Below are 17,373 nucleotides of genomic sequence, written 5' to 3' on the forward strand. Positions count from 1 at the left end.
CTCCGTCTTGGAGGAGGTGGCGTCCTCCAGAACGGAAGGTGCGTCAGCGGAGGGCGGCCTTCGCGAGGAGGACCGCGCGGGTCCGGTCGTTGGTCGCGAGTGCGGCGGCCTCCGCGAGCGCGGCCGCGGCCTCGTCGCGGCGGCCGGCGCGGGCGAGCAGCTCGCCGCGGACGCTCGGCGGCAGATGGGAGCCCCGGAGGGCACCCGTCGCCGCGAGGGCGTCCACGATCGCGAGGCCGGCCTCCGGCCCGTCCGCCATGGCGACGGCGATCGCGCGGTTCAGGGTGACGACCGGGTTCGCGGCGAGGGCCTCGAGCGCCGCGTAGAGCAGGGCGATGCGCCCCCAGTCCGTGGTCGCGACGGAGGGCGCGATCGCGTGCTGCTCGGCGATCGCCGCCTGCAGCTCGTACGGGCCGCGACCGCCGCCCAGCGCCTCCGCCCGGCGGAGGGCGGCCGTGCCGCGGCCGATCTGCGCCCGGTCCCAGCGCGAGCGGTCCTGGTCCTCGAGCAGCACCGGTTCGCCGTCGGGGCCGCGGCGAGCGGCGAAGCGGGAGGCCTGCAGCTCCATCAGGGCGACCAGGCCGTGCACCTCGGGCTCCCGCGGGACCAGGCCCGCGAGCACGCGGCCGAGCCGGAGGGCCTCCGCGGCGAGGTCGGGACGCATCCACTCCGCGCCGCTGGTGGCCGAGTACCCCTCCGTGAACACGAGGTACACGACCCCGAGCACCCCGCCGAGGCGCGCGCTCCACTCCCCGGGGTCGGGCACCTCGAACGGCACCCCCGCGAGCGCCTTCTTCGCCCGCGTGATCCGCGCCTGCACGGTGGGCACCGGCACGAGCAGGAGGCGCGCGATCTCCTCGGTGGTCAGGCCGCTCACGACCCGCAGCGTCAGCGCGACCTGCGACTCTCGCGACAGCGCCGGGTGGCAGGCCGTCATCACGAGGCGGAGGACGTCGTCGCCGATCGGCTCCCAGTCCTCCTCCCGCGTCTCGGCGAGGTCGTGCGCGATCGCGCGGTACCGGTCGTCGAGGCGCTCCCGGCGACGCCATCCGTCGATCACCCGTCGCTTCGCGACCGCGGTGAGCCACGCGCCCGGGTTGCGCGGCGTGCCGACCGCGGGCCACTGCTCGAGGGCCTCGAGCAGCGCCTCCTGCGCCAGGTCCTCCGCGAGGCCGAGGTCGCCCGTCGTCCGGGCGAGCGTCGCGACGATCCGCGCGCTCTCGATGCGCCAGACCGCCTCGACGGCGCGGGCGGCCTCGGCCTCCCCGACGCGGGTCACTGCGCGAGCCGTCGGGCCTCCTCGTCCGCGCGCCAGCCCTGCTCCTTCTGGAGGTACTCGTTGTCCTCGTGCCCGGCGAAGTCGCTCTCGTCCGTCACGCGCCGGACCTCGATCCTGTTCCCCTTCGTCAGCGGCGCCCGCTTCGCCCACTCGACCGCCTCCTCCTTCGTGGCGGCCTGGATGGTCCAGAAGCCGTTGAAGAGCTCGTGCGCCTCGCCGTAGGGGCCGTCGGTGACGATCGGGGCCTCACCGGTGAACTCGACGACCGCGCCCTGCGCCGCGTCGGACAGCCCCTCCCCGGCGAGCAGCACGCCCGCCTCGATCATCGCCTCGTTGAACTTCCCCATCGCCGTGATCACGGCGTCGAAGTCCATCTCCTCGAACGACTGCTCCGACCGGCTGTTGCGCATGATCAGCATGTACTTGGGCATGGTGTCCTCCCGGACGTGTCGTGGGGCGCCCTCTGCGCCTCCATGCCTACACGTCGAACGGGGACACCGCGGATCGACATCGGGGGTTCACGGATACGGAGATCCGGCGCTTCGCGGCGCGGATCTCCGTATCCGTGAACACCTCAGGCGCGGTGGGCGAACGCGGAGGCGTAGAGGCAGACCGCGGCGGCGGTGCCGAGGTTCAGCGACTCCGCCTTCCCGTAGATCGGCACGGCGACCGTGCGGTCCGCCAGCGCCCGCGCCGTGTCGGACAGGCCGTGCGCCTCGTTCCCGAACAGCCATGCCGTCGGACCGCTCAGGTCGGTCGCCGGGAGCGGTTCGCCGCCCATGTCGGCGGCGAGCAGCGACAGCCCGGCGGCCCGCACCTCTTCGGCGGCGGCCTCGATCGTCACGCCGGTCACGACCGACAGGTGGAACAGCGAGCCCGTCGTCGCGCGGACGACCTTCGGGTTGTACGGGTCGACGGAGGACCCGGTGAGGATCACCACGTCCGCGCCCGCGGCATCGGCGGCGCGGATCACCGTGCCGGCGTTCCCGGGGTCGCGGACCTCGTCGAGGACGGCGACGAGGCGGGTGCCCTCCGGCAGCGCCTCGCGGAGTCGGGTGGGCGTCTGGTGGGCGACCGCGAGCACGCCCTGCGGCGTGCGCGTGTCGGCCATCGCGGCGAGGACCGCGTCGGTGACGAACTCGACCTCGATGCCCGCGGCCGTCGCGGCCTCCGCCAGCTCGGGGTGCCGCCCGAAGCCGTCGGACGTGAAGAAGAGCTCCTCGACGGTCGACGCCGCGTGGGCGATGAGCTCCCGGACGACCTGGGGGCCCTCCATGAGGGCGAGGCCGGTCGCCTCGCGGTCGGGCCGCTGCTTCAGCCGCGCCACCCGCTTCACGGTCGCGTTCTTCGTGGACTCGATCAACGGGTCTCCAGTCGTCTCGATGCGGGCCGGACGTGCGACGAGCCCGGCCTCGCGGCCGGGCTCGTCGTGCGGTGCTGCTGCCTACGCGGTGGCGGGCGCCGACGTGTCGGCCGGGAGGGCCGCCTTCGCCGTCGCCACGAGGCCCGCGAACGTGGCGGGCTCGTTGATCGCGAGGTCCGCGAGGATGCGGCGGTCGACCTCGACACCGGCCAGGGTCAGGCCCTGGATGAACCGGTTGTAGGTGAGGCCGTTCGCGCGGGAGGCCGCGTTGATCCGCTGGATCCAGAGGCGACGGAAGTCGCCCTTCTTCTGGCGGCGGTCGCGGTAGGCGTAGACGAGGGAGTGGGTGACCTGCTCCTTCGCCTTGCGGTAGAGGCGCGATCGCTGACCGCGGTAGCCCTCCGCCCGCTCGAGGACGACGCGGCGCTTCTTGGCCGCGTTGACGGCGCGCTTGACCCTAGCCATGAATGTCTCCTTGAGTCCTTCGGGCCTAGCGGCCGAGCATCTTCTTGATCTGCTTGGCCTGCGGCGCGGCCACCTCGGATTCGCCGGTGAGGCGGCGCGTGAGCCGGCTCGGCTTCTTCTCCTGGTTGTGCCGCATGCCGGCCTGGGCCTTCATGACCTTGCCGCTGCCGGTGATCTTGAACCGCTTCTTGGCACCGGAGTGCGTCTTCTGCTTCGGCATCACTGCTCCTGGGATGTCGGGGCTTCGCCCGCACCGGTGGGTGCGGGGGTGTTCTGGCTCCGGGCGGCCGCGCGCTTGGCGTTCTGCTCCGCCTTCGCGTCGACCTTGCTCTTGATCGGGCCGATGACCATGACCATGTTGCGGCCGTCGATCGTGGGGTTGGACTCCACGTTGCCGAACTCGCGCACGTCCTCCGCGAACCGGGCGAGCAGGCGCACGCCCTGGTCGGGACGGGACTGCTCGCGACCGCGGAACAGGATCATGGCCTTGACCTTGTCGCCGTCCTTGAGGAAGCCCTCGGCGCGCTTGCGCTTGGTCTCGTAGTCGTGCGAGTCGATCTTGAGGCGGAAGCGGACCTCCTTGAGGACCGTGTTCGCCTGGTTGCGACGGGCCTCCTTGGCCTTCTGCGCCGTCTCGTACTTGAACTTCCCGTAGTCCATGATCTTGACCACCGGGGGACGGGAGTTCGGCGCGACCTCGACGAGGTCGAGGTCCGCCTCACGGGCCAGCCGGAGGGCGGTCTCGATGGGGACGACACCGACCTGCTCACCGGCGGGGCCGACGAGTCGGACCTCCGGGACGCGGATCTTGTCATTGGTACGGGGATCGCTGATGCGTTGCTCCAAACAGTCGGTCGGTGGGACGACCGCGGATGCGGCGCCCCGTGGGTTCAACCGGCGTTCAGGCAGAAGGATTCCGTGTGCGCGCTCCGGCTGGCCGGTCCGCGCCGCACTCCTGGCACCCCGTCGCCCCGGAACCCGGAGGGAGGTGCTTCGACCTCGTCGCCCTTCGGTGAAGGCGGGCGCGAGGTGGGATCGCTCCACTTTGCACACCGGGTCGAAGCCCGGAACCGCAGCATCGTACCAGAGCCGGCAGGCACGCCCCGGTCCGCAGCCGTTCCCCGGTCCGCAGAGAATGGGGACGTGACCGACTACCGCTTCTCCGACGAGCCTCCGGGCGAGGCCGAGGCCGCCGACTCCCCCGACGAGCTCGCGGACGCGACGCGCGACATCGCCGACGTGCCCGCGGTGGAGGTGATCGGCGCCGCCGCCGTGCACCTGATGAGCGCCGCCGCGGTGAAGTGCGGCCTCGCGGACGATCCCGGCACGGAGACGGACCTCGACGAGGCGCGGAAGCTGATCACCGCGCTCGCCGGCCTGATCACCGCGGCGGCTCCCGACCTCAGCGATTCGCACGCTCGGCCGCTGCGCGACGGCCTCCGCACGCTGCAGCTCGCGTTCCGCGAGGCATCGGCCTTCCCCGACCCGATCGGCAAGGGCCCGGGCGAGAAGTGGACCGGCCCCGTCACGTGAGCGGAGCGCTCGAGACGGGGCCGTTCTTCCACGGGACGGCCGCACCGCTGGAGCCGGGCGCCCTCCTGACGGCGGGCCGGCCGTCGAACTACCGCCCCGAGGTCGTGATGAACCACGTCTACTTCACCGCACTGCGGGACGGGGCCGGCCTCGCGGCCGAGCTCGCCGCGGAGCTGGTCGGCGGCGGCGCCGAGCCCCACGTCTACGAGGTCGAGCCGACCGGCCAGTTCGAGGACGACCCGAACGTCACCGACAAGAAGTTCCCGGGCAACCCCACGCGCTCCTTCCGCACCCGGGAGCCGCTGCGCGTGGTGACGGAGGTCCACGACTGGACGCGGCTCACGCCGGAGGCGCTGCGGACGTGGCGCGAGCGGCTGGCCGCCCTCAGCGCCTCCCGCGCCGAGATCATCAACTGAGCACGGGGATCCGCGTCGCGATCCGAGCCGCATCCGCCGCGCGGAAGCGGCTCGAATCGCGACGCGAAGGGCTCACGCCGTCGGCTGCAGCCGCCGCTCGGCGGGCGGCACCCAGCCGATGGCCGGGGCGACGTGCTTCGCGACCGTCTCGAGCAGGCGGGCGTTGTACTCGACGCCCAGCTGGTTCGGGATGGTGAGCAGCAGGGTGTCCGCCGCCTGCACGGCGGCGTCCTTCGCGAGCTCCTCCGCGAGCACGTCCGGCTCGCCTGCGTACGTCTTCCCGAAGCGGGCATTGCCGCCGTCGAGCCAGCCGACCTGGTCCTCGGAGCCGCGCTCGCCGCCGAAGTACATCCGGTCGACGTCCGTCGTGATCGGCATGATGCTGCGGCTCACGGAGACGCGGGGCTCCCAGCCGTGCCCGGCCGCCTTCCACGCGTCGCGGTAGACCTGGATCTGCTCCGCCTGCAGCTCGTCGAACGGCACGCCCGTGTCCTCGGTGAGCAGGGTGGAGGACTGCATGTTCAGCCCCTGCTCCGCCACCCACGTCGCGGTGGCTCGGGTGCCGCTCCCCCACCAGATCCGCCGCGCGAGGCCCGGCGACTGCGGCTGCACGGCGAGGCCCTGCGAGACGCCCGTCATGCGGGGGTCGGAGGCGACGACGGCCGCGCCGTCGATGGCCGCCATGAAGATCTCGAGCTTGTGGCGGGCGAGGTCGGCGTCGCTCATGCCCTCCGGCGGCACGAACCCGAACGCGTGCGCGCCGTTCAGCGCGGTCTCGGGCGAGCCACGGCTCACGCCGAGCTGGAGTCGGCCGCCCGAGATCTGGTCGGCGACCGCCGCCTCCTCCGCCATGTAGAGCGGGTTCTCGTACCGCATGTCGATGACGCCGGTGCCGAGCTCGATGCGGCTCGTCCGCGCGGCCATCGCGGCCAGCAGCGGGAACGGCGCCGAGAGCTGCGGCGCGAAGTGGTGGACGCGGATGGACGCGTTGTCGATGCCGATCTCCTCGGCGGCGACGGCGAGCTCGATCGTCTCCAGCAGGGTGTCCGCCGCGGTCGGCGTGCTCGACCCGCGCGAGGCGCCCCAGTGCCCGAAGGACAGGAAGCCGATGCGTTTCGTAGACATGTCAACCATCCTAGCGCTCGGACGAGGGATCCGGGAGGGGAGGGCGGCGGTCGTCGGCGGCGACCTCTAGCGTCGGATCGTGGCGAAGCGAGACACGACGGCCCCTCGGCTCTCCCCGGTCGTGCTGCCGGACCTCGTGGACGGCGGCGTGCTCGAGGGGGACGGCCGGTTCGACGGACTCCGCTTCAGCGGGCTCGACGCGTCGGGTGCGCAGCTGACCGGCGCGGTGCTCGACGAGTGCCTCCTCGAGCGCGTCGTGCTCGACGACGCCCGCCTCGACGGCGCGCGCGTCGTCGACAGCGTGCTCGACGGCGTGACCGCCACCGCGCTGCGGGCGGCCCGCGTCACCCTCCGCGACGTCCGGATCGAGGGCTGCCGCCTCGGTGCGGCGGAGTGGTTCGAGGCCGGCCTCGGCCGCGTCGAGCTCGTCGGCTGCCGCATCGACTACCTCGGACTCTCGGACGCGACGTTGGAGGACGTCCGCTTCGTCGACTGCACGATCGGCGACCTCGACCTCCGGGGCGCGACGGTGCGCCGCACCGCCCTCATCGGATCGACCGTGCGGGAGCTCTCCGTGCACGGGGCCCGGATCGAGGCGCTCGACCTCCGCGGGGCGGACCTCGACGGGATCGACCACGCCGCCGGGCTCGCCGGCGCGATCCTCTCGAGCGACCAGCTGCCACGGTTCGCCCCGCTCTTCGCTGAGGCGCTCGGCGTCCGCATCGACTGATCGCGGGACGGCGCGGATCCAGCGGGAACACCGAGGGCGCTCATATAGTTGCTTCTCAATAAGCAACTGATCCGGCCGAGGGCGTCCGGTCCCGAACCACGATCCGCCGGAGCCTTCCCGTGAGCACCACCGCCCCCGCCCCTCGCCGGGCCCTCTTCACGAAGGACCACCCGCACTACAAGTGGGTGGCCCTCAGCAACACCACGCTCGGCATGCTGATGGCGACGATCAACTCGTCGATCGTCCTCATCTCGCTGCCCGCGATCTTCAACGGCATCAAGCTGAACGCGCTCGACTCCGGCAACACGAGCTACCTGCTCTGGATGCTGATGGGCTTCATGCTCGTCACCGCCGTGCTCGTGGTCGGCTTCGGCCGGCTCGGCGACATGTACGGGCGGGTGAAGATCTACAACGCCGGCTTCGTGCTCTTCACGATCGGCGCGATCGCGCTCTCGCTCGACCCGTTCATGGAGGGCGCGGGCGCGCTCTGGCTCATCCTCTGGCGCGTGTTCCAGGGCATCGGTGCGGCCATGCTCTTCGCCAACTCGACGGCGATCCTCACCGACGCGTTCCCGGCCGAGCGGCGCGGCATGGCGCTCGGCATCAACCAGATCGCCGCGATCGCCGGGTCGTTCATCGGCCTGATCCTCGGCGGCCTCCTCGCGGTCATCGACTGGCGCGCGGTCTTCATCGTCTCGGTGCCGCTCGGGATCATCGGCACCATCTGGTCCTTCAAGTCCCTGCACGAGGTCGGGCAGAAGAACCCCGGTTCGCTCGACATCCCCGGCAACGTGCTCTTCCTCCTCGGTCTCACGTCCCTGCTGACGGGCATCACCTACGGCATCCAGCCCTACGGCGGCCAGGCGACCGGCTGGCTGAACCCGTGGGTGCTCGGCGCGATCATCGGCGGCGTCGTGCTGCTCGGCGCGTTCGTCGCGGTGGAGCTGCGGCGCCGCGCGCCGATGTTCCAGCTGCGGCTGTTCCGCTCGCGGGCGTTCGCCATGGCGAACCTGGCCGGCATCCTCGCCGCGGTCGGCCGCGGCGGCCTCCAGTTCATGCTGATCATCTGGCTGCAGGGCATCTGGCTGCCGCTGCACGGGTTCTCGTACGAGGACACCCCGCTGTGGGCGGGCATCTACCTGCTGCCGCTGACCGTCGGCTTCCTCATCTCGGGCCCGCTGGCCGGCATCCTGTCCGACCGCTGGGGCACCCGCGGCCTCGCGACCACCGGTCTGCTGCTCAGCGCCGCGACGTTCGTCGCGCTGCTGCTCATCCCGGTCGACTTCGCGTACCCGGTCTTCGCCGTCATCACGTTCCTGAACGGCGTCGGCTCCGGCATGTTCGGCGCGCCGAACCGCTCGACGATCATGAGCAGCGTGCCGGCGAACCAGCGCGGCTCCGCGTCCGGCATGGCCGGCACGGTGCTGAACGCGGGGTCATCGCTGTCGATCGGCATCTTCTTCTCGCTGATGGTCGCGGGCCTCGCGGGCTCGCTGCCCGAGGCCATGCGGTCCGGCCTGACCGCGCACCACGTCCCCGCGCAAGCCGCCGACGCCGTCGCGAACATCCCGCCGGTGGGCAGCCTCTTCGCCGCGTTCCTCGGCTACAACCCGATCGAGACGCTGCTCGGCCCGACCGGCATCCTGAAGGCGATCCCCGCGGCCGACTCGGCGACGCTCACCGGCAAGGAGTTCTTCCCGAACCTCATCGCCGGCCCCTTCCACGACGGCCTGGTCATCGTGTTCCTCGCCGCCGCCGTGATGTCCGTGATCGGCGCGATCGCGACGCTCGCGGGCGGCGCGAAGGGCGGGCCCGTCGCGGCGCCGACGACCCCGGAGGCGGCGCGCGGCGAGTCCGTGCTGGCCGAGGCGGACGAGGCGATCGCCTACCGCGTCGCGCTGGCGCACGCCGAGCAGGCGGACCGCGCCGAGGCGGCGTGCTCCGGCTCCGCGACGGAGCCGGCCCGGTGACCTCCGCCGACCGGTCGGAGCTGGCGGAGCGGCTCGCGTTCGTCGTCGGCGGCGTGAACCGGCGGCTGCGACCGCCCGCCGACTCGCTGACGCACATCGCCCTCTCGGCGCTGGCGACCATCGACCGCCGGGGCGCGGTGCGCCCCGGCGAGCTCGCCCGGATCGAGGGCGTCGCCGCGCCCGGCATGACCCGCCTCGTGGCGGACCTCGAGTCGCGCGGGCTCGTCGCCCGAGAGGCCGATCCCGACGACGGTCGCTCGCACCTGGTCCGGCTGACGGAGGCCGGCGTCGCCGCGGTCGCGGCGGGGCGGCGCGACCGGGCGGAGGGCGTCGCCGCGCTCCTCGCGGAGATCGCCCCGGAGGACCTCCGCACGCTCGAGCAGGCGGTCACGGCGCTGGAGTCGGCGCTCCTCCGCACGACCCCGGACCCGGCCCGCGCCCGCTGACTCCGCCGGCCGGCTTCGGCGGCCCCGTGCCGCGATCAGGACCCCGTGCCGCGATCAGGACGCGCGCGCTCGATCCGTCCTGATCGCGAGACCTGCGCCTGATCCCGCCGCGACGCGGATCAGCAGAAGGCGGCCTCGAGGCGGACCGTCATCGAGTCGACGCGCGCGCGCACCGTGGCGTCCTCGGTCCAGCGGCGCTGGACGCGCGCCATCAGCTCGGCCACCTCCTGCTGGTCCAGCGTCTCGTGGAGGACGACGACGACGAGCACCTCCGCGCCGTCCAGGGACCCGAGGGGATCGGCGGTGCCGACGCGGGCGGTCGTGACCGCGGGCTCGTCCGCCACCGCCCGCCGGATCGCGCGCCCGACCTCGGGGTCGAGCCACGGCGCGGTCCACGGCAGGTCGCGGGCGAGCGCCTCCAGCGCGCTCCGCCGCACGCCGAACCGGTCGGTCGCCGGGTCGACGACGACGAGCTCGGTGCCGTCGCTCGCCGCCCCGAGCGCGACCTGCCGCGCCGGCGCGGGCACCGGGCGCGCCTTCGGGTTCCAGGCGGCCATCGCCGCAGCGGACGAGAACGCGGGCAGCACGCGGCGCCCGTCCGGGCCGGCGACGGTGACGAGCGCCAGCTCCGCTCGCTTGTCGTGGATCAGCCCGGACGCCGTGACGCCGGTCTCCCCCACCTCCGCGAGCAGCGGGACGAGGAGCCGAACCCCGCGGAGGGCATCGATCACCGCCTCCGGTCCCGCCTCCCCGGCGTGGAAGGCGGCGAGGGCGGCGACGTACGCCTCCGGCGCGGTGCCGTCGTCCGACGTCCACGGCGACGCCTCGAACGCGCGACCCGCGAACGGCTGTCCCGCGGAGTCGGCCCGCCCGGTCACAGCGTGGCGACGGCGAGGGCCTCCGTCAGCGTGAAGGCGCCCGTGTACAGGGCCTTGCCGACGATCGCGCCCTCCAGCCCGGAATCGGTGAGCGACCGGAGGCGGCGGAGGTCGTCCAGGCTCGAGATCCCGCCCGAGGCGACGACCGGCTTGCCGGTGCGCTCGAGCACCTGGGCGAGCAGGTCGACGTTCGGTCCGGCGAGCGTCCCGTCCTTCGTGACGTCGGTCACGACGTACCGGGCGCACCCGGCCCGCTCGAGCCGGTCGAGCACCTCCCACAGGTCGCCGCCCTCCCGCGTCCACCCGCGCGCCGCGAGGGTCGTCCCCCGCACGTCGAGCCCGACCGCGATCCGGTCGCCGTACAGCGCGATGACGCGCTCGGTCCACGCCGGGTCCTCGAGCGCCGCCGTGCCGATGTTCACGCGCTGCGCCCCGGTCGCGAGCGCCGCCTCGAGGCTCGCGTCGTCGCGGATGCCGCCCGAGAGCTCGACGCGGACGTCCTGGACGCGGTCGATGACCGCCTGGACGACCTCGGTGTTGCTGCCCCGGCCGAACGCCGCGTCGAGGTCGACGAGGTGGATCCAGGAGGCGCCCTGATCCGCCCAGTCCCGCGCGGCGGCGATGGGGTCGCCGTAGCCCGTCTCGCTGCCCGCCTCGCCCTGCACCAGGCGCACCGCCTGGCCGCCCGCCACGTCGACGGCGGGCAGGAGGACGAGCGGGCGCTCGAGGACGGTCGGGTCGGGCAGGCTCACAGGGTCTCCAGCCAGTTGGTGAGGAGTCGGAGTCCGGCCGCGCCGGACTTCTCGGGGTGGAACTGGGTCGCCGCGAGCGCGCCGTTCTCCACGGCGGCGACGAACGGACCGCCGTGGTCGCCCCAGGTCACGAGCGGTGCCCGGAGGCTGTTCGACGGCTGCATCGTCCACTCGCGGACGCCGTAGGAGTGCACGAAGTAGAAGCGCTCGTCGCCGAGCCCGGCGAAGAGCTGCGAGTCGTCGGGGGCCGACACGAGATCCCATCCCATGTGCGGGAGGACGGGTGCGTCCAGCTTGACGACCTCGCCCGGCCACTCCCCCAGGCCCTCGGTCGCCTCGCCGCCCTCGAGCCCGCGCTCGAACAGCACCTGCAGGCCGACGCAGACGCCGAGCACGGGTCGACCGCCGGCGAGCCGCCGCTCGATCAGCTCGGGCCCTCGTGCTGCCGTCAGCTGGTCCATCACCGCCGCGAAGGCGCCGACGCCCGGCACGTAGAGGCCGTCGGCCTCCTGCACCGCGCGCCGGTCGGCCGTGAGCGTCACGTCCGCGCCGGCCGCCTCGAGCGCCTTGACCGCCGAGTGGAGGTTGCCGCTGCCGTAGTCGAGGACGGTGACCGCGGGGCGCCTCACAGCGCCCCCTTCGTCGACGGGACGCCGGAGACGAGCGGGTCGAACGCCTTCGCGAAACGGAACGCGCGGGCGAACGCCTTGAACTCGCTCTCCGCGATGTGGTGCGGGTCACGTCCCGCGAGCACGTCGATGTGGGCGGTCATCCTCGCGCCGAAGACGATCGCCTCGAAGACGTGCCGGACCATCGAGCCGGTGAAGTGGCCGCCGATCAGGTGCAGCTCGAAGCCCGCGGGCTCGCCGCCGTGCACGAGGTAGGGACGACCGGACAGGTCCACGACCGCGCGCGTCAGCGCCTCGTCGAGCGGCACGGTGGCGTCGCCGAACCGGGCGATGCCCGCTTTGTCGCCGAGCGCCTCCCGGATCGCGTCGCCGAGCACGATGCCGACGTCCTCCGCCGTGTGGTGCACGTCGATGTCCGTGTCCCCGGACGCGACGACGCGGAGGTCCGTCAGCGAGTGCTTCGCGAACGCCGTCAGCAGGTGGTCGAGAAACGGGACCGACGTGCGCACCTCCGACGCGCCCGTGCCGTCGAGGTCGAGCGACAGCTCGACGGAGGACTCGGAGGTCGATCGGATCCGGGCGGCGATGCGGCTCATCGGGCACCCACCGGGGTCAGCGCGGTCATCGCCTCGAGGAACGCGTCGGTCTCCGCCGCCGTCCCGATGCTGACGCGCAGCGAGCCGGGGATCGCGAGGTCGCGGATCAGGACCCCTCGATCGAGCAGCCCCTGCCAGAGCGCCTTCGGGTCCTCGACGCCGCCGAACAGGAGGAAGTTCGTCCAGCTCGGCGCGACGCGGTAGCCGAGCGCCTCGAGCCCGCGGACGGTGCGCTCGCGCTGCACCCGGATCTCGTCGACCATCCCCAGCATCACGGGAGCGTGGGCGAGGGCGCCGAGGGCGGCCGCCTGCGTGATCGCGGACAGGTGGTACGGCAGGCGCACGAGCCGGAGCGCGTCCACGAACGCGGGGTCCGCGGCGAGGTACCCGAGTCGGGCGCCGGCGAAGGCGAACGCCTTGCTCATGGTGCGCGAGACCGCGAGGCGCGGCCGACCGGGCAGGAGCGTGAGCGCGCTCGGGGCGTCGTCCGGCATGAACTCGCCGTAGGCCTCGTCGACCACCAGCACGCCGTCGGTCGCGTCGTAGGCCGCCGCGAGCGCGTCGAGCGCGACCGGCGTGCCCGTCGGGTTGTTCGGCGCGGCGATCACCACGATGTCGGGCCGGGTGCGCTCGATCTCCGCCGCCAGCGTCGCCGCCGAGAGGCCGAAGTCCTCGTCGCGACGCCCTTCGAGGACGGCGGTGCCGGAGGTCGTCGCGTAGTTCGGGTACATCGAGTAGGTCGGCGGGAAGGTCAGGAGCGTGCGCCCGGGGCCGCCGAAGGCCTGGAAGACGTGCTGGAGCACCTCGTTGGACCCGTTGGCCGCCCAGAGCTGCTCCGGGGCGAGGCCGTGGCCCAGGTAGCCGGCGAGCGCCTCGCGGAGCGCGGTGAACTCGCGGTCCGGGTAGCGGTTCACCCCCCGCAGCGCCGCGGCGATGCGGTCGAGGATGTCGGCCCGGACCTCCTCCGGCACCGGATGCGTGTTCTCGTTCACGTTCAACGTCACGGGCACGTGCAGCTGGGGTGCGCCGTAGGCGGTGCGGCCGACGAGGTCGGCGCGGAGCGGGAGGTCCGCGAGCGAGGTCACGTCCACGATTCTCGCAGACGGCGCCGAAGCGTCCCCGGTCAGCGCCCGGCGGGCAGGACCAGCACGGCCCCAGCGGCCAGGCGGGCGTCGCGGAGGCCGTTCGCGCGCTCGATCGCCGCGACCGTCTCGCGCGGGTCGGTGCCGGGGGCGATGCGCTCGGCGATCGTCCAGAGCGTGTCCCCGGTGCCGACCACGACGGTGCGGGGCGCCTCCCGCGGCGAGGCCTCCGCGGCGCCGGGCGACGCCGCGAGGAGGGCCCCCGAGAGCGCGAGCAGCGCGGGCAGCACGACGAGGACCACCCGGCCCCGACGCGTGAGCCGCAGGCGCGGCGCCGGTGCGGCGACGGACCGCGCGGCGGCGGGACGGACGACGGCAGCCGGACGGACGGCCGCGCGCTGCGGACCGGCGACGACGCGCGGCGCGCTCGTCACCGGCACCCGCTGCGCGCAGGCCACCCCGCCCCGGACGGCGACGCGGCGCGCGGGCACGGGCTGCAGCCGCACCGCTGCCAGCTCGGCCTCCTCGTACTCGATCCAGTCGTTCTGCACCGTGAACATCGCGTTCCCCTTCCGCATCCGCCGTCGGGTTCGAACATAGCTTCGAAGGTCCGAACCGGGCAAGCACATCTTCGAGCGGGGGTCCGACAGCGGGTGCGGACGGTCGAACAGGTGTTTGCATCGGAGCAGCGGCTCGAATAACATCGATGTGACTCCCGATCGGGGGTCGCGCGGGGACGCGGGAGCGTGGAGGACCGATGACGGACGAGCAGACCGAGGCCCCGGCCGTCGACACCAAGCCGCGGTCGCGTCGGCGCACGACCCTCTCCCCGAAGCAGCTCGCCATCCTCGAGATGATCCAGAAGTCGGTCGCCGCGCGCGGCTACCCGCCGAGCATGCGGGAGATCGGCGACGCGGTCGGCCTCGCCTCGCTCTCGAGCGTCACGCACCAGCTGAAGCAGCTCGAGCTCGCCGGCTACCTGCGCCGCGACCCGAAGCGGCCGCGCGCGCTCGAGGTGATCATCTCGGTCCCGACCACCGCGACCGTCGAGCAGGACGTGCCCGCGGTGCCCGTCGGCGACGCGGCGATGGTCCCGCTCGTCGGCCGCATCGCGGCGGGCATCCCGATCACGGCCGAGCAGCAGGTCGACGAGGTCTTCCCCCTGCCCCGCCAGCTCGTCGGCAAGGGCGACCTGTTCATGCTCAAGGTGGTCGGCGAGTCGATGATCGACGCCGCCATCTGCGACGGCGACTGGGTGGTCGTCCGCTCGCAGCAGACCGCCGAGAACGGCGACATCGTCGCCGCCATGCTCGACGGCGAGGCGACCGTGAAGGTGTTCCGTCAGCGCGACGGCCACACCTGGCTGCTGCCGCGCAACACGGCCTTCGAGCCGATCCTGGGCGACGAGGCGGTCGTGCTCGGCAAGATCGTGGCGATCCTCCGCGCTGTCTGAGACGCGGCGTTCGAAGGGCGACTCCCCCGACGGGAGCCGCCCTTCTCCGTTTTCGGCGGGTCGACGCGGCGCATCCCGGCGGATGCCGTCGGCCTCCTCCGCTCGGATGAGATCGGGCGTGCGCTGCGCGATCGCGGGCGCCTCCTCCCTACGGTGGAGGGAGGCGGACGCCGCGTCCGCCGGGAGGAGCGGCCGTGATCGAGGCTGAGGGACTGGTCAAGCGCTACGGCGCCAAGACGGCGGTGGCGGGGATCGACTTCCAGGTCCGGCCCGGTGTCGTCACCGGCTTCCTCGGGCCGAACGGCGCGGGCAAGTCGACGACGATGCGCATGATCGTCGGCCTGGACGCCCCGACGGCGGGCGCCGTGACCGTGAACGGGAAGCGCTACCGCGAGCACCGCGCCCCGCTCCACGAGGTCGGCGCGCTGCTCGAGGCGAAGGCCGCGCACCGCGGCCGGACCGCGCGCAACCACCTCCGCGTCCTCGCCGCGACGCACGGGATCCCGGATCGCCGGGTCGACGAGGTGATCGACCTCGCGGGCCTCGGCGAGGTCGCGCGCAAGCGCGTCGGCGGGTTCTCGCTCGGGATGGGGCAGCGCCTCGGCATCGCGGCCGCCCTGCTCGGCGATCCGGCGACGCTGATCCTCGACGAACCCGTGAACGGCCTCGACCCCGACGGCGTGCGCTGGGTGCGCACGTTCGTCCGCCAGCTGGCGGCGGAGGGCCGCACCGTCCTCCTGTCCTCGCACCTCATGAGCGAGATGGCGCAGACGGCGGACCACGTCATCGTCCTGGGACGCGGCCGGGTCCTCGCGGACATGCCCATCGGGCAGCTGATCGAGGGCGGCGGTTCCCGGGTGAGCGTCGCGTCGCCGCGCGCCGCCGAGCTCGTCGCGCTCGTGCGCTCCCGCGGCGCGACGGCGACGGAGCCGGAGGGCTCCCGCTTCGACGTCACCGGCATGGACGCGGCGGCCGTCGGCGACGCCGCGGCGGCGGCCGGCATCGCCCTGCACGAGCTGACCACGGTCGGCTCGTCGCTCGAGGAGGTCTACATGTCCATGACGGCCGACGAGGTCGAGTACCGCAGCGCGGCGCCCGCCGCCGTGACCGAGGGGAGCCGCGCGTGAGCGCCACCGCACCGACCGTCCGCCCGTCCGGCGCCGGGATCGGCGGCGTCACCGCCGCGCACGTCCTGCGCTCCGAGTGGTTGAAGCTCGTGACCGTCCGCAGCACGTTCTGGACGACCCTGGTCGCCGTCCTCATCGCCGCCGCCGTCGCGCTGCTCGCCGGAGCCGTCCTCAACACCGACCGGGGCGTCGGCGAGATCGCGCTCCGGGTCGCGACGGGGAGCCTCAGCATCGTCGCGCTCGTGATGGGCGTCCTCGGCGTGCTCGCCATCGGCGGCGAGTACGGGACGCTGCAGATCCGCTCGTCGATCGCCGCCGTCCCGCAGCGCTGGCCGGTGCTCATCGCGAAGGGCGTCGTCGTCGGCGCCTGGTCGTTCGTCGTCGGTCTCGTGGTGACGTTCGGCAGCTTCGGACTGCTCGCGCTCCTGCTCGGCGCCCGCGGCGCGGACGTGCCCTTCGACGGCGCCACCGCCGGGGCGCTCGTCGGCGGCGCGTTCTACCTCGCGATCGTCGCCGCGTTCGCGGTCGGTCTCGGTGCGCTCGTGCGCGCGACCGCGGCCGGGATCACCGTGATGGCGGCGCTCCTGTTCGTCGCGCCGATCGTCGTCGCGCTGATCGGGGCCCTCACCGGGGCGGCATGGCTCGGCACGGTGAACGACTACCTGCTCTCCTCGCTCGGCGACGTGCTGTTCGCCCCGCAGGGCACCGCGGCGATCGAGCTGTGGGCGGCGCTCATCGGGCTGGCCTGCTGGCTCGCCGCCGTCTGGATCCCGGCGCTGCTCCTCTCCGCCCGCCGTGACGTCTGAGCCGCGGGCCGTCGTCGTCGATGGGCTCGTCAACGCCCGCGACCTCGGCGGCCTGCCGCTCGTCGGCGGCGGCGAGACGCCGCGCGGCGTGTTCCTCCGCTCCGAGCGGCCGGACCGGGTCGACGCCGACGGCTGGGCGGCGCTGCACGACCGGGGGCTGCGCGCGGTCCTCGACCTCCGCCAGCCGGAGGAGCGGGACGGGCACCCCGCCCGCATCCCCGAGGGCATCGCCGACCTGCACGTCGACCACGACGGTCTCCGCGACCACCCGACGTTCTGGGCGCACTACTGGGAGAACGGCCTCGTCGGCACGCCCCTGTACTACCTGCCGCACCTCGCGGCCCTGCCGGAGCGGACGGTCGACGTGCTCGCCGCGCTCGCGACCGCGCCGGAGGGCGCCGTGCTGTTCCACTGCGCCGGAGGGCGCGATCGGACCGGGCTGATCGCCGCGATCCTGCTGACGATCGCCGGCGTCGAGCCGGACGCGATCCTCGAGGACTACCTCGAGACGATCACGAACGCTGAGGCGATGGCCGCGGGGCAGGGGCGACCGAGCGGCGAGCCCGCCGTCGCCGCGCTCCTCGACTCGCTCGGCACGACGTCCGAGGAGGCGTTCCGCGCCTTCCTCGCCGGCCTCGACGTGGAGGCGCTGCTCGCGGCGCTGCCCGCCGAGCAGGCGACCGCGCTGCGGACCTGGCGGGGGCGCCTCCCGCAGCCCTGAGC

Annotated in this window: 22 protein-coding genes; 9 read left to right on the plus strand and 13 right to left on the minus strand. The window is 73.6% G+C overall.

The window, feature by feature from the left end; genetic code table 11:
* Nucleotides 1-43: 43 nt before the first annotated feature.
* The 6 genes from CLV52_RS13225 to infC all read right to left on the minus strand — a co-directional run bounded on the left by CLV52_RS13225 (nucleotide 44) and on the right by infC (nucleotide 3,953).
* Nucleotides 44-1,279 carry an RNA polymerase sigma factor gene (locus CLV52_RS13225; protein ID WP_133766860.1) on the minus strand — a complete coding sequence of 412 codons (1,236 nt, stop codon included), beginning with the start codon at nucleotides 1,277-1,279 and terminating at the stop codon, nucleotides 44-46.
* Nucleotides 1,276-1,710: a YciI family protein gene (locus CLV52_RS18760; protein ID WP_133766861.1), complete on the minus strand. Its 435-nt coding sequence runs from the start codon at nucleotides 1,708-1,710 to the stop codon at nucleotides 1,276-1,278. The genes CLV52_RS13225 and CLV52_RS18760 overlap by 4 nt, the downstream gene beginning before the upstream one ends.
* Before the next feature lie 143 nt (nucleotides 1,711-1,853).
* A complete protein-coding gene (locus tag CLV52_RS13235) occupies nucleotides 1,854-2,642 on the minus strand; it encodes a TrmH family RNA methyltransferase (protein ID WP_133766862.1) in 789 nt (262 codons plus the stop codon).
* 81 nt (nucleotides 2,643-2,723) lie between these two features.
* On the minus strand, nucleotides 2,724-3,107 hold the full coding sequence (rplT, locus tag CLV52_RS13240) for a 50S ribosomal protein L20 (protein WP_133766863.1): 384 nt from the start codon (nucleotides 3,105-3,107) through the stop codon (nucleotides 2,724-2,726).
* A gap of 25 nt (nucleotides 3,108-3,132) precedes the next feature.
* On the minus strand, nucleotides 3,133-3,327 hold the full coding sequence (rpmI, locus tag CLV52_RS13245) for a 50S ribosomal protein L35 (RefSeq protein WP_133766864.1): 195 nt from the start codon (nucleotides 3,325-3,327) through the stop codon (nucleotides 3,133-3,135).
* Complete coding sequence (infC, locus tag CLV52_RS13250; protein ID WP_246018131.1) at nucleotides 3,327-3,953, minus strand: translation initiation factor IF-3; 627 nt, start codon at nucleotides 3,951-3,953, stop codon at nucleotides 3,327-3,329. The genes rpmI and infC overlap by 1 nt, the downstream gene beginning before the upstream one ends.
* A 297-nt stretch (nucleotides 3,954-4,250) precedes the next feature.
* Here infC and CLV52_RS13255 point away from each other — a divergent pair, with 297 nt between their 5' ends.
* Nucleotides 4,251-4,640 (plus strand): DUF1844 domain-containing protein, encoded by a 390-nt coding sequence (locus CLV52_RS13255; protein WP_133766865.1) that lies wholly within the window; start codon nucleotides 4,251-4,253, stop codon nucleotides 4,638-4,640.
* On the plus strand, nucleotides 4,637-5,056 hold the full coding sequence (arr, locus tag CLV52_RS13260; RefSeq protein ID WP_133766866.1) for an NAD(+)--rifampin ADP-ribosyltransferase: 420 nt from the start codon (nucleotides 4,637-4,639) through the stop codon (nucleotides 5,054-5,056). The genes CLV52_RS13255 and arr overlap by 4 nt, the downstream gene beginning before the upstream one ends.
* Before the next feature lie 72 nt (nucleotides 5,057-5,128).
* Here the strand turns inward: arr and CLV52_RS13265 are convergent, their stop codons facing one another.
* Nucleotides 5,129-6,181, minus strand: a complete 1,053-nt coding sequence (locus CLV52_RS13265; RefSeq protein WP_133766867.1) for an LLM class flavin-dependent oxidoreductase — start codon at nucleotides 6,179-6,181, stop codon at nucleotides 5,129-5,131.
* Between the two features lie 79 nt (nucleotides 6,182-6,260).
* Here CLV52_RS13265 and CLV52_RS13270 point away from each other — a divergent pair, with 79 nt between their 5' ends.
* The 3 genes from CLV52_RS13270 to CLV52_RS13280 all read left to right on the plus strand — a co-directional run bounded on the left by CLV52_RS13270 (nucleotide 6,261) and on the right by CLV52_RS13280 (nucleotide 9,327).
* A complete protein-coding gene (locus tag CLV52_RS13270; RefSeq protein WP_162850850.1) occupies nucleotides 6,261-6,911 on the plus strand; it encodes a pentapeptide repeat-containing protein in 651 nt (216 codons plus the stop codon).
* Nucleotides 6,912-7,030: 119 nt separating this feature from the next.
* A complete protein-coding gene (locus CLV52_RS13275) occupies nucleotides 7,031-8,881 on the plus strand; it encodes an MFS transporter (protein WP_246018132.1) in 1,851 nt (616 codons plus the stop codon).
* Nucleotides 8,878-9,327 (plus strand): MarR family winged helix-turn-helix transcriptional regulator, encoded by a 450-nt coding sequence (locus CLV52_RS13280; protein WP_162850851.1) that lies wholly within the window; start codon nucleotides 8,878-8,880, stop codon nucleotides 9,325-9,327. Before CLV52_RS13275 ends, CLV52_RS13280 begins: the two co-directional genes overlap by 4 nt.
* A gap of 119 nt (nucleotides 9,328-9,446) precedes the next feature.
* Here CLV52_RS13280 and CLV52_RS13285 read toward each other — a convergent pair whose 3' ends face one another.
* From CLV52_RS13285 to CLV52_RS13310, 6 genes are read right to left on the minus strand one after another with little or no spacing between them, the layout of a single operon-like run.
* Complete coding sequence (locus CLV52_RS13285; RefSeq protein WP_133766870.1) at nucleotides 9,447-10,205, minus strand: SseB family protein; 759 nt, start codon at nucleotides 10,203-10,205, stop codon at nucleotides 9,447-9,449.
* A complete protein-coding gene (priA, locus tag CLV52_RS13290; RefSeq protein WP_133767403.1) occupies nucleotides 10,202-10,951 on the minus strand; it encodes a bifunctional 1-(5-phosphoribosyl)-5-((5-phosphoribosylamino)methylideneamino)imidazole-4-carboxamide isomerase/phosphoribosylanthranilate isomerase PriA in 750 nt (249 codons plus the stop codon). The genes CLV52_RS13285 and priA overlap by 4 nt, the downstream gene beginning before the upstream one ends.
* 2 nt (nucleotides 10,952-10,953) lie before the next feature.
* The gene (gene hisH, locus CLV52_RS13295) at nucleotides 10,954-11,586 is read right to left on the minus strand and encodes an imidazole glycerol phosphate synthase subunit HisH (RefSeq protein WP_133766871.1); all 633 of its coding nucleotides are present in this window, start codon (nucleotides 11,584-11,586) and stop codon (nucleotides 10,954-10,956) included.
* Nucleotides 11,583-12,182, minus strand: a complete 600-nt coding sequence (gene hisB, locus CLV52_RS13300) for an imidazoleglycerol-phosphate dehydratase HisB (protein WP_133766872.1) — start codon at nucleotides 12,180-12,182, stop codon at nucleotides 11,583-11,585. The genes hisH and hisB overlap by 4 nt, the downstream gene beginning before the upstream one ends.
* On the minus strand, nucleotides 12,179-13,267 hold the full coding sequence (locus CLV52_RS13305; protein ID WP_133766873.1) for a histidinol-phosphate transaminase: 1,089 nt from the start codon (nucleotides 13,265-13,267) through the stop codon (nucleotides 12,179-12,181). The genes hisB and CLV52_RS13305 overlap by 4 nt, the downstream gene beginning before the upstream one ends.
* 38 nt (nucleotides 13,268-13,305) lie before the next feature.
* A complete protein-coding gene (locus CLV52_RS13310; RefSeq protein ID WP_133766874.1) occupies nucleotides 13,306-13,824 on the minus strand; it encodes a LysM peptidoglycan-binding domain-containing protein in 519 nt (172 codons plus the stop codon).
* 197 nt (nucleotides 13,825-14,021) lie between these two features.
* Here CLV52_RS13310 and lexA point away from each other — a divergent pair, with 197 nt between their 5' ends.
* The 4 genes from lexA (at nucleotide 14,022) to CLV52_RS13330 (ending at nucleotide 17,371) form a co-directional block, all read left to right on the plus strand.
* Nucleotides 14,022-14,717: a transcriptional repressor LexA gene (gene lexA, locus CLV52_RS13315; RefSeq protein WP_133766875.1), complete on the plus strand. Its 696-nt coding sequence runs from the start codon at nucleotides 14,022-14,024 to the stop codon at nucleotides 14,715-14,717.
* 194 nt (nucleotides 14,718-14,911) lie between these two features.
* Nucleotides 14,912-15,844: an ABC transporter ATP-binding protein gene (locus CLV52_RS13320; RefSeq protein WP_133766876.1), complete on the plus strand. Its 933-nt coding sequence runs from the start codon at nucleotides 14,912-14,914 to the stop codon at nucleotides 15,842-15,844.
* Nucleotides 15,841-16,650 (plus strand): hypothetical protein, encoded by an 810-nt coding sequence (locus CLV52_RS13325; protein WP_133766877.1) that lies wholly within the window; start codon nucleotides 15,841-15,843, stop codon nucleotides 16,648-16,650. Before CLV52_RS13320 ends, CLV52_RS13325 begins: the two co-directional genes overlap by 4 nt.
* Nucleotides 16,640-17,371 carry a tyrosine-protein phosphatase gene (locus CLV52_RS13330; RefSeq protein WP_133766878.1) on the plus strand — a complete coding sequence of 244 codons (732 nt, stop codon included), beginning with the start codon at nucleotides 16,640-16,642 and terminating at the stop codon, nucleotides 17,369-17,371. The genes CLV52_RS13325 and CLV52_RS13330 overlap by 11 nt, the downstream gene beginning before the upstream one ends.
* Nucleotides 17,372-17,373 lie beyond the last annotated feature (2 nt).

It is taken from the genome of Amnibacterium kyonggiense, from assembly GCF_004364555.1.
Classification (GTDB): Bacteria; Actinomycetota; Actinomycetes; order Actinomycetales; family Microbacteriaceae; genus Amnibacterium; species Amnibacterium kyonggiense.

Excerpts from the sequence above, each read along its gene's own strand:
- hisB (WP_133766872.1), bottom strand. The coding sequence starts at position 12,182 with ATGAGCCGCATCGCCGCCCGGATCCGATCGACCTCCGAGTCCTCCGTC.
- CLV52_RS18760 (WP_133766861.1), bottom strand. The coding sequence starts at position 1,710 with ATGCCCAAGTACATGCTGATCATGCGCAACAGCCGGTCGGAGCAGTCG.
- CLV52_RS13265 (WP_133766867.1), bottom strand. The coding sequence starts at position 6,181 with ATGTCTACGAAACGCATCGGCTTCCTGTCCTTCGGGCACTGGGGCGCC.
- rplT (WP_133766863.1), bottom strand. The coding sequence starts at position 3,107 with ATGGCTAGGGTCAAGCGCGCCGTCAACGCGGCCAAGAAGCGCCGCGTC.
- rpmI (WP_133766864.1), bottom strand. The coding sequence starts at position 3,327 with ATGCCGAAGCAGAAGACGCACTCCGGTGCCAAGAAGCGGTTCAAGATC.
- CLV52_RS13310 (WP_133766874.1), bottom strand. The coding sequence starts at position 13,824 with ATGTTCACGGTGCAGAACGACTGGATCGAGTACGAGGAGGCCGAGCTG.
- lexA (WP_133766875.1), top strand. The coding sequence starts at position 14,022 with ATGACGGACGAGCAGACCGAGGCCCCGGCCGTCGACACCAAGCCGCGG.